The 16674-nt window shown below is 47.7% G+C and carries 12 protein-coding genes; 8 read left to right on the top strand and 4 right to left on the bottom strand.

Annotated elements, in window-relative coordinates; translation table 11 throughout:
* Positions 1 to 12 precede the first annotated feature (12 nt).
* From EYR25_RS15530 to EYR25_RS15515, 4 genes are all read left to right on the top strand, one after another.
* Positions 13 to 1635, top strand: coding sequence for an alpha-glucosidase (locus EYR25_RS15530; RefSeq protein ID WP_133181250.1), 1623 nt, complete (start codon positions 13 to 15; stop codon positions 1633 to 1635).
* A gap of 125 nt (positions 1636 to 1760) precedes the next feature.
* Positions 1761 to 3032, top strand: coding sequence for a sugar MFS transporter (locus EYR25_RS15525; protein WP_133181248.1), 1272 nt, complete (start codon positions 1761 to 1763; stop codon positions 3030 to 3032).
* A gap of 152 nt (positions 3033 to 3184) precedes the next feature.
* Positions 3185 to 4399: an RsmB/NOP family class I SAM-dependent RNA methyltransferase gene (locus EYR25_RS15520; protein ID WP_133181246.1), complete on the top strand. Its 1215-nt coding sequence runs from the start codon at positions 3185 to 3187 to the stop codon at positions 4397 to 4399.
* A 150-nt stretch (positions 4400 to 4549) separates the two neighbouring features.
* Entirely contained in the window at positions 4550 to 6808 is a 2259-nt protein-coding gene (locus EYR25_RS15515; protein WP_133181243.1) for a sensor domain-containing phosphodiesterase, read from the top strand.
* Positions 6809 to 6889: 81 nt separating this feature from the next.
* On the opposite strand, the gene EYR25_RS15510 is transcribed toward EYR25_RS15515, so the two are convergent.
* A complete protein-coding gene (locus EYR25_RS15510) occupies positions 6890 to 7900 on the bottom strand; it encodes a D-alanine--D-alanine ligase (RefSeq protein WP_011622892.1) in 1011 nt (336 codons plus the stop codon).
* Positions 7901 to 8160: 260 nt separating this feature from the next.
* The gene (gene asnS, locus EYR25_RS15505) at positions 8161 to 9561 is read right to left on the bottom strand and encodes an asparagine--tRNA ligase (RefSeq protein WP_023267973.1); all 1401 of its coding nucleotides are present in this window, start codon (positions 9559 to 9561) and stop codon (positions 8161 to 8163) included.
* A 151-nt stretch (positions 9562 to 9712) separates the two neighbouring features.
* Here asnS and EYR25_RS15500 point away from each other — a divergent pair, with 151 nt between their 5' ends.
* Positions 9713 to 10048, top strand: a complete 336-nt coding sequence (locus EYR25_RS15500; RefSeq protein ID WP_023267974.1) for a hypothetical protein — start codon at positions 9713 to 9715, stop codon at positions 10046 to 10048.
* Positions 10049 to 10072: 24 nt separating this feature from the next.
* Here the strand turns inward: EYR25_RS15500 and EYR25_RS15495 are convergent, their stop codons facing one another.
* Positions 10073 to 10660 (bottom strand): CoA pyrophosphatase, encoded by a 588-nt coding sequence (locus tag EYR25_RS15495; protein WP_133181241.1) that lies wholly within the window; start codon positions 10658 to 10660, stop codon positions 10073 to 10075.
* Between the two features lie 25 nt (positions 10661 to 10685).
* Positions 10686 to 12089 (bottom strand): aminodeoxychorismate synthase component I, encoded by a 1404-nt coding sequence (gene pabB / locus EYR25_RS15490; RefSeq protein ID WP_133181240.1) that lies wholly within the window; start codon positions 12087 to 12089, stop codon positions 10686 to 10688.
* A gap of 121 nt (positions 12090 to 12210) precedes the next feature.
* On the opposite strand from pabB, the gene EYR25_RS15485 reads away from it, so the two are divergent.
* The 3 genes from EYR25_RS15485 (at position 12211) to EYR25_RS15475 (ending at position 16663) form a co-directional block, all read left to right on the top strand.
* Positions 12211 to 13755, top strand: a complete 1545-nt coding sequence (locus EYR25_RS15485; RefSeq protein ID WP_047536415.1) for a fumarate hydratase — start codon at positions 12211 to 12213, stop codon at positions 13753 to 13755.
* Between the two features lie 261 nt (positions 13756 to 14016).
* Positions 14017 to 16068, top strand: coding sequence for a dipeptidyl-peptidase 5 (locus EYR25_RS15480; RefSeq protein WP_165953508.1), 2052 nt, complete (start codon positions 14017 to 14019; stop codon positions 16066 to 16068).
* Between the two features lie 136 nt (positions 16069 to 16204).
* Positions 16205 to 16663, top strand: a complete 459-nt coding sequence (locus EYR25_RS15475; protein WP_133181236.1) for a GNAT family N-acetyltransferase — start codon at positions 16205 to 16207, stop codon at positions 16661 to 16663.
* The last annotated feature ends 11 nt before the right edge of the window (positions 16664 to 16674 follow it).

The following is a 16674-nucleotide window of genomic DNA, read 5'->3' as shown; positions in this document are numbered from 1 at the left end:
TAAAGGGGCATTATGAGTGAGTTAACCTGGTGGCGTGGAGCCGTGATTTATCAAGTCTATCCACGCAGCCTTTTAGATACCAATGGCGACGGCGTAGGCGATCTTCGCGGGATCATTACTAAGTTGGATTATATTGCCAGCCTGAATGTGGATGCCATTTGGATTTCACCCTTTTTTAAATCCCCCATGGCCGACTTTGGTTACGATATCAGTGATTATCGCGAGGTCGATCCCTTATTCGGTTCGATGCAGGATTTCGATGAGCTGATTGAAAAAGCCCATCAACGCGGTATTAAAGTCATTATCGATCAAGTATTAAGTCATACATCCGATCAACATGCGTGGTTTATCGAGAGTCGTGAGAGCCGTACCAATCCTAAGGCCGATTGGTATGTATGGGCTGATCCTAAGGAAGATGGCACCGCCCCAAATAATTGGTTAGCGATCTTTGGTGGTTGCGCTTGGGAGTGGGAACCGCGCAGACAACAATATTATCTGCACAACTTTTTACGCAGCCAACCCGATATCAACTTCCACAATCCTGAAGTACGCCAAGCCGTGTTAGATAATGTGGAGTTTTGGTTGAATAAGGGGGTCGATGGTTTCCGCTTAGATGCCATTACCTTCTGTTATCACGATGAACAGCTTAGGGATAATCCGGCCAAACCTAAGGATAAACGCCAAGGGCGCGGCTTTAGTGAAGATAATCCCTATGCCTACCAGTACCATTACTACAATAACGATAGACCGCAAACGATTCTTTTTATTGAAGAATTACGCCAGTTAATCAATCGTTATCCAGGTGCTGTGACCTTAGGCGAAGTCTCCGCTGAGGATTCACTCGCCGTGATGGCTGCCTACACCAAGGGCGAAGACCGCTTACACATGGCCTACAGTTTTGAGCTGTTGACCGATGACTATAGCGCTGCTTATATCCGCCAAACGGTAGAAGCCTTGGAAGCGAGTATCGGTGATGGCTGGCCTTGCTGGGCGATTGGAAATCATGATGTGCAGCGGGTTGCTAGCCGTTGGGGGCAGGGCAAACAAACCCGTGATATGGTCAAAATGCTTAATGCGATGCTTTGTTCACTTCGCGGCAGCGTGTGTAGTTACCAAGGGGAAGAACTAGGCTTAACCGAAGCGCCAATCGAATTCCATGAATTGCAGGACCCTTTCGGTAAAACCTTCTGGCCGATGTTTAAGGGGCGAGATGGGTGCCGAACTCCAATTCCATGGGAACAATATGCTGATTTTAATGGCTTTAGCCAAGTCTCACCTTGGTTGCCCGTGGCACCGGCTCATCAGGCGCTCGCTGTCGATGTGCAGGAAGCGGATAGTCAATCGGTATTGCATAGCTATCGTCAGTTTCTCGCGTGGCGCAAAGGCTATCCTATTTTAATCGAAGGGGAGATCGAGTTTCTCGATGTGCCAGAGCCGTTATTGGTGTTTGTGCGTACCCTCGGAGAACAAAAGTTACTGGTATGCTTCAACCTGCAAGATATCGATCTTGAGTTACCCTTGAATGCACTTAGCATCCAGCAAGAAATCACAGGTCACGGTCTGAAAACTGCGCAAAGAAGCGCTAATACATTGACATTTTCGGCCTACGCCTGCTTTTATGCGTTGTTGAACTAGTTTCGACTGGGCATAACACCACTTCGGACGGGCAGCACAAATTGATTGTAGCAGCCTGTCGTTGTACGAAAACGCCTAAGGGAACTTACCTTTGGATAATAAAAACATGATTAGAGAACACAACTATGGCGTCATCAATTAACACCAGCAGTCACACGAGCAGCGTGAGCGAGGCGGGAAACGGTAATTATCGTTTTGCGTTAGTCTCATTGACCTCACTGTTTTTTATGTGGGGCTTTATCACTTGTTTGAACGATATCCTGATCCCCCATCTTAAGGCGGTGTTTTCACTCAATTACACCCAAGCGATGTTGATCCAATTTTGTTTCTTTGGCGCCTATTTTTTGGTGTCGATTCCCGCAGGCCAGTTGGTTAAAAAGTTAGGCTATCAAAAAGGTATAGTTACCGGATTAGTGATTGCGAGTCTTGGTTGTGGGCTATTTTATCCTGCCGCATCCCTTGCAATCTACGGTTTATTCCTCGGCGCGCTGTTTGTATTAGCATCAGGGATCACCATTTTACAGGTGGCGGCTAACCCCTATGTTAATGCGCTTGGCAGCAGCGAGACCGCATCGAGCCGTTTAAACCTGACTCAAGCATTCAACTCTTTAGGGACCACGGTTGCACCATTTTTTGGCTCGATTTTAATTTTGTCCGTGGCAGCGACGGCATCTTCTGAACTAGCGCAAGCCAATGCCGAGGCAGAAGTGGTTAAGTTGCCTTACTTATTGTTGGCTGCGGCACTTGCGGTACTGGCGATTATTTTCGCGAAGTTAGATTTGCCGGTGATCCGTGAACACAGCGAAGCCGCTGCGGGCGATGCACAAACTTATTTAGGCAAGACCAGCGCACTGCAAAGCACGCATTTAGTGCTGGGAGCGGTGGGGATTTTTGTCTATGTGGGCGCAGAAGTCTCGATTGGCAGCTTCTTAGTCAACTTCCTTGGTGAATCACACATAGCTGGCATGCCAGAGGAGCAAGCGGCCCATTACATCGCCTATTATTGGGGCGGTGCTATGGTCGGCCGCTTTATCGGTTCGGCGGTGATGCAAAAAATCCCCGCAGGCACAGTGCTTGCCTTCAACGCCTTTATGGCGGCTTTGCTAGTGCTGGTTGCTATGACTACCAGTGGCAGTGTTGCTATGTGGGCGATTTTGGGTGTGGGATTATTTAACTCAATTATGTTCCCGACCATTTTCAGTTTAGCACTGCGTGACTTAGGCCCCCACACTTCGCAGGGTAGCGGTATTCTCTGTTTAGCCATTGTAGGTGGTGCGATTGTGCCATTATTACAGGGCGTATTAGCCGATAACTTAGGTATTCAATTGGCCTTTATTCTGCCAGTGGTGTGCTACGGTTTTATCCTGTTTTACGGTGCGAAAGGTTCTAAAATGTAACTGCATCGGCCGATTCGAGAAAAGCGATCCCCAAGGATCGCTTTTTTATTGGACTTTTTTGTTCCGAAACGGCAACTAGGTATCTGTTTACTTGCGTAATAGTGTCTGACCTCCTATGATCCTCCGGTTTTATTACTCACGGTGACCTGTAAATGTTGAATTCTCCGCTTTCTGCCAGCTCGAATGAATTAGTGATCAATATCTTAGCTATGGTGCTAAGCGAAGGAAAACCCTTAGACCGGGCTTATTCTCAGCATTTTTCGGGGCTAAAGTTAGTACCTGCCGAACAGTCACGGATCGCGACTGTAACGGGCGATATTTTGCGCCGGTTAAATCTGTATTGTTTCTTAGCGGAAATAAAGCCGGAAGAAATGGAGCGTTTAGGCTCCAAGTTGCTTAATGTCTGGCACTTATTCCACAAGTTAGAATTGCCAAAAATGCAGTATTCCTTGCCGGTCGATGCCGAGCGTTTAGCCAAGCGTATCGAACAGGCTAAGAGTAACCCAGTGCTTTGGGATGGTTGCCCAGAGTGGTTAGATGCTATGGGTCAAGCCCAGCTTGGTGCATCCTGGGAGAAGGAGCGCGCCGCATTAAGCACTCCGCCAAAACGTTTCCTGCGGGTCAATGGTCTTAAAGTGACTCGTGATGAGTTAGCACAAAAACTGGCGGCCGAGTTTGTCACCACCCAAACGGTCGAGGGGGTTGATTCCGCCCTTGAAGTGACCTCAGATTCGGCGCTGTTTCGCACTAACTGCTTTAAAGACGGTTTGTTCGAGCAGCAAGATGCTGGCTCACAACGAGTGGCCGCTGCGCTAGATGCCAAACCCGGTATGCGAGTGATCGATGCCTGCGCGGGTGCTGGCGGTAAAACCTTGCATATCGCCGCGCAGATGCAAGGAAAAGGGCGTTTATTGGCGATGGATGTGGAGCAATGGAAACTCGATAACCTTAAAGAACGTGCCCGCCGTAATGGTGCCCATAATATCGAAACCCGATTAATTGTCGGCTCTAAAACCATTAAGCGTTTAAAACTCAGTGCCGATCGCGTTCTGCTCGATGTGCCATGTTCAGGCCTTGGGGTATTAAAGCGTAATCCCGATGCAAAATGGCGTGATACCGCCGAGCGTTTACCAGTATTGATGGAGCTGCAAAAGCATATCTTAAGCAGCTATAGCCGCATGGTGAAGGTCGGAGGGATTGTGGTGTACGCGACGTGCTCAATTTTCCCCTGTGAAAATCGCGGGCAAGTGGACGCTTTTTTAGCGGAAAATCCAAACTTCCGTTTGCTTGAAGATGAGACAATTAGCCCTGCCGATACAGGATTTGATGGTTTTTATCTGGCAAAACTCGAGCGTATTCAAGAGTAAGCTTCACTTCTTGTAACACTAAAGCAAGCTTTTATCGCTGATTGAAAGGTTGCTTTAGTGTGTTTTAGTACCTAAAATTCACCCTTAATTTACAAAGGTTTTTCACCTTAGTAAGGTCGTTAACTTAAACGCTAAATGACTAAGGGTTTTATGGACGAAGGAATGCAGGTTACGGGCTGTATTGATAAAATAACTGCCCATTTTCAACAAAGCGTCAGTCTAGAATGCTATAACGGTATTCTTTCCATGTTGCTAAATGGCGCTCCTTTAGCAGAAATTCTCCATGCTTTAGTGTTAAAAATTGAAGATCAGCGTTTAGGTACACATGCTTCCGTATTATTGCTCAGTGAAGACGGTAAAAAGTTACTCACTGGCGCCGCGCCACATTTACCCGACAGTTATAACCAAGTTATCCACGGGGTAGAAATTGGTCCTGAGGTTGGTTCTTGTGGTACTGCGGCTTATACGGGCGAGCGGGTGATTGTTGAGGACATTGAACATCACCCCTATTGGGCCTTGTATAAATCCTTTGCACTCGTACACGGATTAAGGGCTTGTTGGTCTGAGCCTATCAAAGATACTCAAGGCAAGGTGCTCGGTACCTTTGCCATGTATTACAAAGAGGCTAAATCTCCTACATCCGCGGATTTAATCTTAATCGCGGAAGCGGCAAGACTGGCGAGTTTAGCCATAGAACGCAGTCGTTCGTTAGAGTTTCAGCGACTTGCGGTGAAAATATTTGATCGGCTGCCCCTTGCTCTCGTTATCACCAATGCTAGCCATTCTGTCCTTTATGCAAACGATGCTTTTACTCAGATGGTTTATTCTCAACCATCTGAAAGTATTGAGTTTAATCCTGAGCAATTTTTTTCTCCCTCCGAACCTCACGAAATCGCTTCACTGTTTAAGCATCTTGCTGAGGGGAAAATGTGGCAGGGAGAACTGATTGGGCAACGTAATAATGGCGAGACTTTTTATCTCGATTTAACCGTCACGGTTTTTCGTGAATCCCATAGTAGCGAAAACGGCTTTGCTTGGCTTTTTTCCGATGTCAGCGAACGTAAAAAGGCCGCTCAACTTATTAAATATCAAGCCAATAATGATTCATTAACTGGGCTTGCAAATCGCAATGCTTTATTTAGACAAATCCAAGAGCTTATTTCTACGGACAGTTTAACGCCGGGATTTAGCTTTATGTTGATGGACTTGGATAATTTTAAACAAGTTAACGATACATATGGCCATGATAAGGGCGACGTTTTATTGGTACAAATGGTTGAATTGGTTAAAAGTTGTTTAAATGAGCAGACAGTGTTTGCGCGTTTAGGTGGCGATGAGTTTGCCATCTTACTCCCCGGGATTGTTACCCAGCGAGAACTGTCGCAGTTGGCGGATAAGATCAATAAACAAGTTTATCGGCGTTACGAATTATCCCACGACAAAGGTGTGTATAGTTCGGTAAGTATTGGGATTGCGCGTTTCCCTGAAGATGCGTTGGATTTGGAGCAACTGTTAAACTGCGCCGACCAAGCTATGTATATCTCAAAGGCAAATGGTCGTAATCGGTATCATTTTTTTACCGAGCAAATGCAGCAAGATGCTGAGCGAATAGCGAATTTACACACACTGTTAAAACAAGCGTTAGAACAAAATGCCTTTGAGCTCTATTTTCAACCGATAGTCGATGCCACGACAGGCTTAATTGTTCGAGCAGAAGTGTTATTGCGCTGGCAGCATGAAGGAAAGTTTATTCCCCCTGATGAGTTTATTCCGATTGCCGAAAACAGTGGCTTAATCGTTAATATTGGTCGAAGCGTACGACAAGCGGTGATGAAAACCATTATCGATATGCAAGCACGTGGATTGGCGATCAGTTTAGCGATAAATGTGTCAACCTTTGAATTTTGGTCCCATGAGTTACAGGATGAGTTTTGCGACTCCTTTGCCGATATTATTGACGAATTAGGAGTAGAGGATTTTCCCTACGAGTTGCTTACTTTAGAGATCACAGAATCCCTGCTAATGAAAAAACATGCGCACCTAATTCAAGTGCTTAATGAGTTACGTGCAAGGGGCATTAAAATTTCTCTGGATGATTTTGGTACTGGCTATTCATCGCTATCGTATTTGGCCAATTTCCCCATCGATCAAATTAAAATCGATAAGAGCTTTGTTGACCGATTGGGAGAGGGCGAGCGGCATATTGCTTTGATCGAAGCGATGGTACGGTTAAGTCATGCGTTAGATCTCAGCGTGACAGCCGAAGGTATTGAAACCCAAGAACAACTTAAGGTGATGATGGATAACCATATTCAGGAAATTCAAGGCTATTTATTTTATAAACCTATGCCTAAGGCGGCGTTTTTTGAGTTATTGGCTAAACAAGCGGCCATATCGCCACATTCATAATCGATTCAACCACCTCCTTTATCACACTAAGCGCGCCATTGGCGCGCTTAGTGTTATTTAACCTCAACGCGGGTGAAGAGATTACTTTGCAGCTAACTGGCCGTTAATCACCAAACTTAAGTATTCGGTAAAATCATGCCCATGGTTTTGTAACATTTTAGGGAACATCGAAATCGGCGTCGAACCCGGGAAGGTATTGATTTCGTTGAGCAGGATTTCATTATCTTGGGTTAAGAAAAAGTCGATACGTGACAGATGGCGCAGCTTCATGCCCTTAAAGGCTTTAATCGCATAGGCGCGGATCTGCTCGCTAATGTCAGTTGGCACATTTTGCGCGACCACATCGGTGCGTGCCTTACTGCTCTTGGCGTATTTTTCATCGAAGGTGTAGAAGGTATTGCTATCACAGATGATTTCGCCCGGCAGCGTCGCAACCACTTCGCCTTGATACTCATAGACCGCGACTTCCAGCTCACGGGCCTTAATGGTCTTCTCAACAATCACATAGGGCGCATAGCCAAAGGCATCTTTTAACACGCCTGCGACCTTGCTGCTGTCATCAACCTTATAACAACCGACAGAAGATCCTTGGGATGCGGCCTTGACGAAAATCGATCCCCAGTTTTCTAGCGCCGCTTGGGTTTGGGCAATCGCTTCATCATCGTATTGATTTAAGAAGATATAAGGCGTGTTAGGAATGCCTAAGGCACTGAACCACATTTTAGCGGTGATCTTGTTAAAGCAGTTGCTGCTGGCTTCGGATTCACAACCAAAGTAGGGCAGTTGGATAAGATTAAAGTACGACTGGATATCACCTGTCTCGCCCGGATAGCCGTGAATGCAAGGGATCACATAATCCACAGGCCAAGGCGCCTTGGTCTCATCACGGAAGCGGATTTCGCGGTTATTGGTCAGCTCACAGTCATCGCCAGCGGCGGTTTGGTATTGACCGAATTTATCCAGTACCACGCGCAATACATTAAATTGCTCGGATTTTGCTAATGAGGTTTCAAAATAATTAGCCGACAGTAGGGAAATATCGTGTTCTGCACTTCCACCGCCGCACAGCAAAAGTAAATTGATTTTTGACATTATGATTCCTCGATTGAGCAAAATGCTGTTGAGTTGCCTTTGCAACTCGCTTACTAACGACAATAGGCGACTCTCTGCCCAGGGCTGTTATCTGCGTAAAGCACATAAGTTAGCCGCAGCCATCTTAGATTTCTTGCCCCCTAAAGTGCAAGGACTCAGGCGAAGGAGTTTGACCGAGTGATGAATTTTAACGCATTTTTACAGGCCAATAAAAAACGCGCCGAGGCGCGTTTTAAAGAATGTGTCTTATCATGGACACATTAGAAGTTCGCGGTGCGTGGCGCGCGTGGGAATGGGATCACGTCACGGATGTTAGATACGCCAGTTACGTAAGACACTAAACGCTCGAAGCCCAGACCGAAACCTGCGTGTGGCACTGTGCCGTAACGACGCAGATCGCGATACCACCAGTAATCTTCTTTGTTCAGATCCATTTCTTCTAAACGCATATCCAGCACGTCTAAACGCTCTTCACGTTGCGAGCCACCGATGATTTCACCGATGCCAGGGGCTAACACGTCCATCGCGGCAACGGTTTTACCGTCTTCGTTAAGGCGCATGTAGAAGGCTTTGATATCTTTTGGATAGTTCTTCACAACCACAGGGGCTTTGAAGTGTTCTTCGGCCAGATAACGCTCGTGCTCAGAGGATAAGTCGATACCCCAAGAGACCGGGAATTCGAACTCTCGTCCACATTTTTGCAGGATCTCAACTGCATCGGTGTAATCTACTTGGGCGAAATCACTCGATACGAAAGATTGCAGACGCTCAATCACGGTTTTATCCACGTGCTGGGCGAAGAATTGCAAATCGTCCATACGCTCAGTTAATACCGCATTGAAGGCGTACTTCAGCATGCCTTCGGCAAGACTGGCGATATCGCTTAAGGTGGCGAAGGCCACTTCAGGCTCAACCATCCAGAATTCCGCCAAGTGGCGGCTAGTGTTTGAGTTTTCAGCACGGAAAGTCGGGCCAAAGGTATAGATTTTTGATAGGGCGCAGGCGTAAGTCTCGCCGTTCAGCTGGCCAGATACGGTTAAGAACGCCTCTTTACCGAAGAAGTCTTTGTCGTAGTCAACTTTGCCGTCGCTAGTGCGTGGCAGGTTTTCCATATCCAGTGTGGATACACGGAACATTTCACCCGCGCCTTCACAGTCCGATGCGGTGATCAGCGGTGTAGACACCCATACGAAACCGTTTTCGTGATAGAAACGGTGAATCGCTTGAGATAAACAGTTACGTACGCGGGCAACGGCACCAATAATGTTGGTACGTGGACGTAAGTGCGCTAGTTCGCGTAAATGCTCGATAGAGTGACGTTTAGCTGCCATTGGGTAAGTGTCAGGATCTTCAACCCAGCCAGTTACTTCAACCTGAGTAACTTGCAGCTCATAGGCTTGGCCTGCGCCAGGAGATTCCACAATCTCACCGGTTACGATCACCGAGCAGCCAGCTGTCAGCTTTAACACTTCGTTGTCGTAATTTTCTAAGCTATTTGGCACAACACCTTGGATAGGATTAAAGCAGGAGCCGTCATAGACAGCTAAAAAAGAGATGCCAGCTTTAGAGTCACGACGGGTTCTGACCCAGCCACGGACTGTGACTGTTGAACCAACTGCGTGCTCACCTTTAAATACAGAAGCGACCGATGCAATGCTCATTGTTGCTTAGTTCTCCAACGAAACGTTTTATATGAAAATTTTTGGAGGTTTATATTACCTTGCTGGTGGCTTTTCTCAAGCTGAAAAAGGTATCCTGAGGTTAATATTACTAATATTGAGCTATATGGTGTGTTAAACGTTCGGAGGCGATATGAGGAAAGTCAAAATATTTCAGCTCATCCTCGCGACATTATCCATCTTAGGTTGGGCTGTGGCGGTTTATGCACTACTGGTTTTTGGCGAGGCAAGGCCAGAACGTGAGGTAGGAGCTTTTTTTAACCAAGGTACTTCGGTAAGAATGTACTGGGACCCACACGAGACTCAAACGTTGCAGTATCTTATTTGGATTTGCGGCGCCATTAGCTTAGTGAGTCTGGCGTTTAATTACTATGTCGCCCACCACAGCAAACTCGGCTATTGGTTCAATATTCCCTTACTGCTATTAACCTCGCTGGTGGCGGGGTTGTATGTACACTTTGTTATATAAACCATTGTTAGGCTTGAGTGTTGTTTACATCATATCCTCGGGCAGACTCAAATGGCGGCAGAGGTGATCGATAATCGCCGCCGTCGCGCCCCAGATAAAACGTTGCTGGTACGGAATAAAATGCACGCTGTAATAACGCCCTTGGCGTAAAAACTGTTTGCGGTGGCGATTTTGCGGCTCGATAAAAAAGCTTAAAGGCACGGTAAAACAGTCGGCGACTTCGCCGGGATCGAGCCTTAAGGCAAAATCCTGCTTAATCATGCCCACCACCGGGGTGATTTCAAAGCCTGTAAAAGTATTGTGCGCGGGGAAGGTGCCAATTACCTCAACATTTTCACGACACAAACCGATTTCTTCCTCTGCTTCCCGCAGCGCGGCCGTAATGGCGCTGCTGTCACTGGGTTCAATCTTGCCGCCGGGAAAACTAATTTGCCCAGGATGCGCCCTAAGGTGCATCGGTCTTTGGGTTAAAATCAGATTCAGCTCGCCTTGGATTTCCTGCAATGGAATGAGTACCGCGGCTTTACGCAACCCAAGGTGAGGAATAGCCGCAGGATCTTGCGAGGCTAAGGGATGCAGATTAAATCTGAGTCTAAATTCCGCTTGATCCATAGGCTTCCTATTCGTGCGCTGACGCTTATTGAGGGCTATCGAGTAAGGGTAAAATTCGGCTTATCTTGTCGAAGCTTTCTTGGTACTCGGCATCGACATTCGAGTCGGCGACTATGCCGCCGCCCGCCCAGCAATAGAGTTTACCTTGCTCAGCCACTAGCGTGCGTATGGTGATACTGGTGTCCATTTGTCCATCTTGGCTGATATACCCCATGGAACCACAATACAGACTGCGGCGTGAGGGTTCCAGTTCTTCAATAATTTCCATCGCGCGAATTTTGGGCGCGCCAGTAATTGAACCGCCGGGAAAGGCTGCCCGCAGCAAGTCACAGGCGTGGTGCTGTGGGGCGAGTTTGGCGGTGACGGTACTGACTAAATGATGTACCGCAGGAAAGCTTTCGACGGCGAATAAATGTGGCACTTGCACTGTGCCGGGCGCGGCAACTTTACCTATATCATTACGCAGCAAATCCACAATCATCACGTTTTCGGCGCGATCTTTAGGGGAGTTGGCGAGTGTGTGAGCTACCTGTTTATCCTGCTCAGGATCGGGATTACGTGGCAAGGTACCTTTAATCGGTTTGGTTTGAATGTCGTTACCGCGCAGCTGGATAAAACGCTCAGGCGAAATCGATAAAATCGCATTGTCATCCAGTCGCATAAAGGCAGAGAAGGGCGCTTGATTAGCACTTCGTAGTTTGCGGTAGGCCGTCCATTCATCGCCTTGATACTCTGCTTCAAAGCGTTGGGTTAAATTAATTTGATAGCAATCACCGCTATGCAGATACGCCTGTACTTGATTAAATTTTGAGGTGTACTCGGCTTTGGTGAGTTGTGCTGACCAAGGGCTTGTGAGACTAAATTCAGCCTGTTTTGTGGTGAGGGTAATTTTTGCATCAATTATTTTCAACTGAGCTTCTAGCGCGGTTTCACCCAAATAGTGCACCATAAACCAGCTTTGCTGCTGATAATCGAAAATCAATGCCCAGTCGTAAAAGCCAATATTCATCTCGCCGAGGTGAATATCCTGCGCCGCGGTCCTAGGGAGCTGCTCAATTCGGCGGCCTAAATCATAACTAAAGCTGCCCATGGCGCCACCACTGAAGGGCAAATCGCAGGCAAAAGAGTGTGGGTACCAATGGCGCAGCAGCTGTTTGACCAGCGAAAATGGGTCATCCTGCGGGCTGAGATGAGTTGGCTTGGCTAATTCAGGCAGATGAACTCGAATGTCAGTCAGCTCGCCTTGGGTGATCAGGGTAGCGATGGGACCTGCGCAAATCATATCGAATTTAGCGTCCTGATGGGGCGCATTGGCCGAGTCGAGCAATATGGCCCAAGGTTCTGCCGCAAAGTGTTCGAAGATTGCTGCTGTGCTGAAAGTCCAGTCAAGTTGGCGTACTGCCAGCGGTAATGCCGCCCTATTTGCCATCAATTAACCCTATCTAAAAATGTGATGTAGCCCAAAAAGATGGGAAAGAGTATCATATTGGCCCAGAAAGAATTACACAAAAAACAAGTAAGGCCCTAAAGGCTGCTGGAGCGCACCTACTATGTCATCTCACCATGAAACGTCTGAAAATGTAGTGATTAAACAAGCCGACTTCATTGAAAGTGTGGCGGATGCCCTGCAATACATCTCCTACTATCACCCCAAAGATTTTGTCGATGCCATGAGCGAAGCTTATGAGCGTGAGCAGAGTGCGGCGGCGAAGGATGCGATTGCGCAAATTTTGATTAACTCGCGTATGTCTGCCGAAGGTAAACGCCCACTGTGTCAAGACACGGGTATTGTGACCACCTTCGTTAAGATTGGTATGGGGGTTAAGTGGGACAAAACCGATATGACCGTGCAGCAAATGGTCGATGAAGGTGTGCGTCGTGCTTATACCAACCCAGATAACCCATTGCGTGCATCGATTGTGGCAGATCCTGCGGGTAGCCGTAAAAACACCAAAGACAACACCCCATCCGTGGTGCATATCGATATGGTGCCAGGCAACCATGTGGAAGTGGCTATTGCTGCCAAAGGCGGCGGCAGTGAAAACAAAGCCAAGATGGTGATGTTAAACCCATCTGATGATATCGCTGCTTGGGTTGAAAAAACGCTGCCAACGATGGGCGCGGGCTGGTGTCCTCCAGGTATGCTCGGCATCGGTATTGGCGGCACCGCTGAAAAAGCCGCGGTGCTGGCGAAAGAAGCGCTGATGGAAAGCGTGGATATTCATGAATTAATGGCGCGCGGTGCACAAACCAGCGAAGAAAAACTGCGTTTAGACATTTTCGAACGTGCTAATAACTTAGGTATTGGTGCGCAGGGGCTTGGCGGTTTAACCACAGTGTTAGACGTGAAAATCAAATCTGCGCCAACCCACGCAGCATCAAAGCCTGTAGTGATGATCCCGAACTGCGCCGCAACTCGCCACGTTCACTTCCATTTAGATGGTACGGGTCCAGCTGATCTTACGCCGCCGTCACTGAGCGACTGGCCCGAAATCACCCGCGAAGTGGGTAGCGATGTGCGCCGCGTTAACTTAGACACTGTCACACAAGCCGATATCGAACAGTGGAAGAGTGGTGAAACCATTCTGTTAAGCGGTAAAATGCTCACCGGCCGTGATGCTGCCCATAAGCGTATCCAAAGCCTGATTGAAAGCGGCGAAGGTTTACCAGAAGGCGTCGACTTTACTGGTAAGTTTATCTACTACGTGGGCCCAGTTGACCCAGTGGGTAATGAAGTTGTGGGTCCTGCTGGCCCAACCACCGCGACCCGTATGGATAAGTTCACCGATCTGATGCTAGAAAAAACGGGCCTGATGGGCATGATTGGTAAAGCTGAGCGTGGTCCAGCGACCGTTGAGTCTATCAAGAAGCACAAAGCTGTGTACCTGATGGCTGTGGGCGGTGCGGCTTACTTAGTATCGAAAGCCATTAAGAAATCCCGTGTAGTAGCCTTTGCCGACTTAGGTATGGAAGCGATTTACGAGTTTGACGTTGAAGATATGCCTGTGACTGTGGCGGTGGACTCAAACGGCGTAAACGCCCATGAAACTGGCCCTGCGATTTGGAAAGTGAATATCGCTAACGCCAAAGCCTAAGTAAATGGCCTTCTTGCAAATATGTCGCTTTTTTAAGCGGGTTTTGAGCATGATAGGAAGGCGAGTGGCACTCTGTGACGCCATTCAATGCTGACTGACAATTTGTCACAAAAAAATACGCTCAAGTACGCCTTTTGGCTTGCTTGAGCGTTTTTGTTTCGCTAGTGTGGCAAACTTATCTTCACAAAAACGATTGATGTTCGTTTTGACCGTTCATTCGGTACAACTACCGAATGTGTTTAACAAAAGATGGATATAACAATGAAAATAGCTCCTCTCCTATTGGCGCTTGGCGCGGCTGGTTTGGCCTGCTCTGCCCACGCGGCCGATCCCAAACCTTTTACTGTGCAACAGCTGGTTAAACTCAACAAATTGCATTCAGCCGCGGTGTCCCACGATGGCACAAAATTGGTCTACGGCCTGAAGACCGTTAATGACAAGGGAGAGGCGAGCTCGGATTTATATATTCTCGATCTGACGCAAGCAGACGCTAAACCGATGCAGATCACCTCGGCTGCGGGTACTGAGCACGATGTCAGCTTCGCAAACGATGACAAATCAATTTATTTCCTCGCCAGCCGCAGTGGTTCAAGCCAACTGTTCCAACTGCCATTAACGGGCGGTGAAGCGCAGCAAGTTTCTGATCTGCCATTGGATATTGATGGTTACAAACTCTCTAACGATGGCAAGCAAATCGTACTCAGCATGCGCGTCTTCCCAGAGTGTAAAGATTTAGCCTGCTCGAAAGACAAATTTAAGGCCGAAGAAGAGCGTAAATCGACGGGCCGTGAATACAAGCAGTTGATGGTACGTCACTGGGATACCTGGGAAGATCATGCCCGTAACCACTTATTCGTGGGTGCCCTTAACGGCGAGAAGCTAACTAAAGTGGTGGACATCACCCAAGGTTTAGACACAGAAACGCCACCTAAGCCATTCTCAGGCATGGAAGAAGTGACTTTCACCCCAGATGGCCAATATGTGGTGTACAGCGCCAAAGCGCCCAGCAAAGATCAAGCTTGGACTACCAATTACGATCTGTGGCAGGTGAGTGTGAATGGCGGCAAAGCCACTAACTTAACCGCCGATAACATTGCTTGGGACGCGCAGCCGACATTCTCTAGCGATGGCCGTTATATGGCGTACCTCGCGATGACTAAACCCGGCTTCGAGGCCGACCGTTACCGTATCATGCTGCGTGATACCAGCACCGGACAGTCGAAGGAAGTCGCACCGCTGTGGGACAGAAGCCCAAGCTCGCTGATGTTTGCACCGGACAACCGTACTCTGTATGTGACGGCGCAGGACATTGGCCAAGTGTCTATTTTCAAAGTGAATACTCAGTTTGGTGATGTGCAGTCTGTTTACAGTGACGGCAGCAACAGTCTGATTGCGATCGCCGACGATCAACTGATCTTCGACAGTAAAACCTTAGTTGAGCCGGGCGATCTGTATCGCATTAACACTGACGGCCAAGGCCTGAAACGTCTGACTGAAGTCAACAAAGACAAGCTGGCCGAAATCAAATTCGGTGAATTCCAACAATTTAGCTTTAAGGGTTGGAATAACGAAGATGTTTACGGTTACTGGATCAAACCTGCTAACTACCAAGAAGGCAAAAAGTATCCTATTGCATACTTAGTCCACGGTGGTCCACAAGGTTCATTTGGTAACGCCTTCAGTGGTCGTTGGAATGCCCAGTTATGGGCAGGCGCGGGTTATGGCGTTGTGATGGTGGATTTCCACGGTTCAACCGGTTATGGCCAAGCCTTTACCGATTCTATCAGCCAAGATTGGGGCGGTAAGCCATTAGAAGACTTACAAAAAGGTCTGGCTGCGGTGAGCCAGCAACAAAAATGGCTCGATCCACAAAATGCCTGTGCCTTGGGTGGCTCTTACGGCGGCTACATGATGAACTGGATCCAAGGCAACTGGAACGATGGCTTTAAGTGCCTCGTTAACCACGCGGGTCTGTTCGATATGCGCTCCATGTACTATGTGACCGAAGAAGTATGGTTCCCAGAGCATGAGTTTGGCGGCACTTACTCAGATAACAAAGCCTTATATGAGAAGTTCAACCCAGTAAATTATGTGGAAAACTGGAAGACGCCAATGCTGGTTATCCATGGCGAGAAGGACTTCCGCGTGCCTTATGGCCAAGGTTTAGCTTCATTCAGCTATATGCAACGCAAGGGGATTCCATCAGAGCTGTTAATTTTCCCTGATGAAAACCATTGGATCTTAAAGCCAGAAAACCTAGAACAATGGTACGCGAACGTGTTCCGATGGATGGATAGCTGGACGAAAAAGTAATCGAGGATGATGGACTAAATACTCGTGTATTTGGTCCCTTTATCTTGTTGCCTAAGCCAGAACTCTGTTCTGGCTTTTTAATACTAGGATTGTTAATCGTAGCCAGTTACACACTGGACTTATCCAAGGAGTGAAGATGCTGATCAGAGCGGCGAGTACAACAGATATTGAGGCAATAAGCGCATTAATCACGCAGCTTACACACGTTTATATCGCTCCCACGTGCACAGATGATGGCGCACAAACCTTAGTCAAAGCCATGTCGGTTGAGTCGGTGGCGCATTATTTTGCCTCAGGTTATCAATATCATGTTGCAATCAATGAGACTGGCGAACTCGTCGGTGTGGTGGGGATGAAGGATAACAGTCATCTTTATCATCTATTTGTGGCGGATATTGCCAAGGGGCAAGGCCTGTCGCGTCGGCTGTGGGAACATGCTAAAACTGAGTGTCTCGCCAAGGGGAATCCCGGCACCTTTACCGTTAACTCTGCGGTGAATGCGCTGCCTGTCTATCAGCGCTTTGGCTTTATTGCACAAAGTGATATTCGAGAGCGCGGTGGGATCCGCGATATTCCGATGCAACTCGTGCTTTGAGCTATAACAAT

Origin of the sequence: Shewanella decolorationis, from assembly GCF_004354305.1 — a bacterium.
Taxonomy (GTDB): Bacteria; Pseudomonadota; Gammaproteobacteria; order Enterobacterales; family Shewanellaceae; genus Shewanella; species Shewanella decolorationis.
The sequence above is the reverse complement of the archived record's forward strand: the minus strand, read 5'-3'. Positions and strand labels throughout refer to the sequence as shown.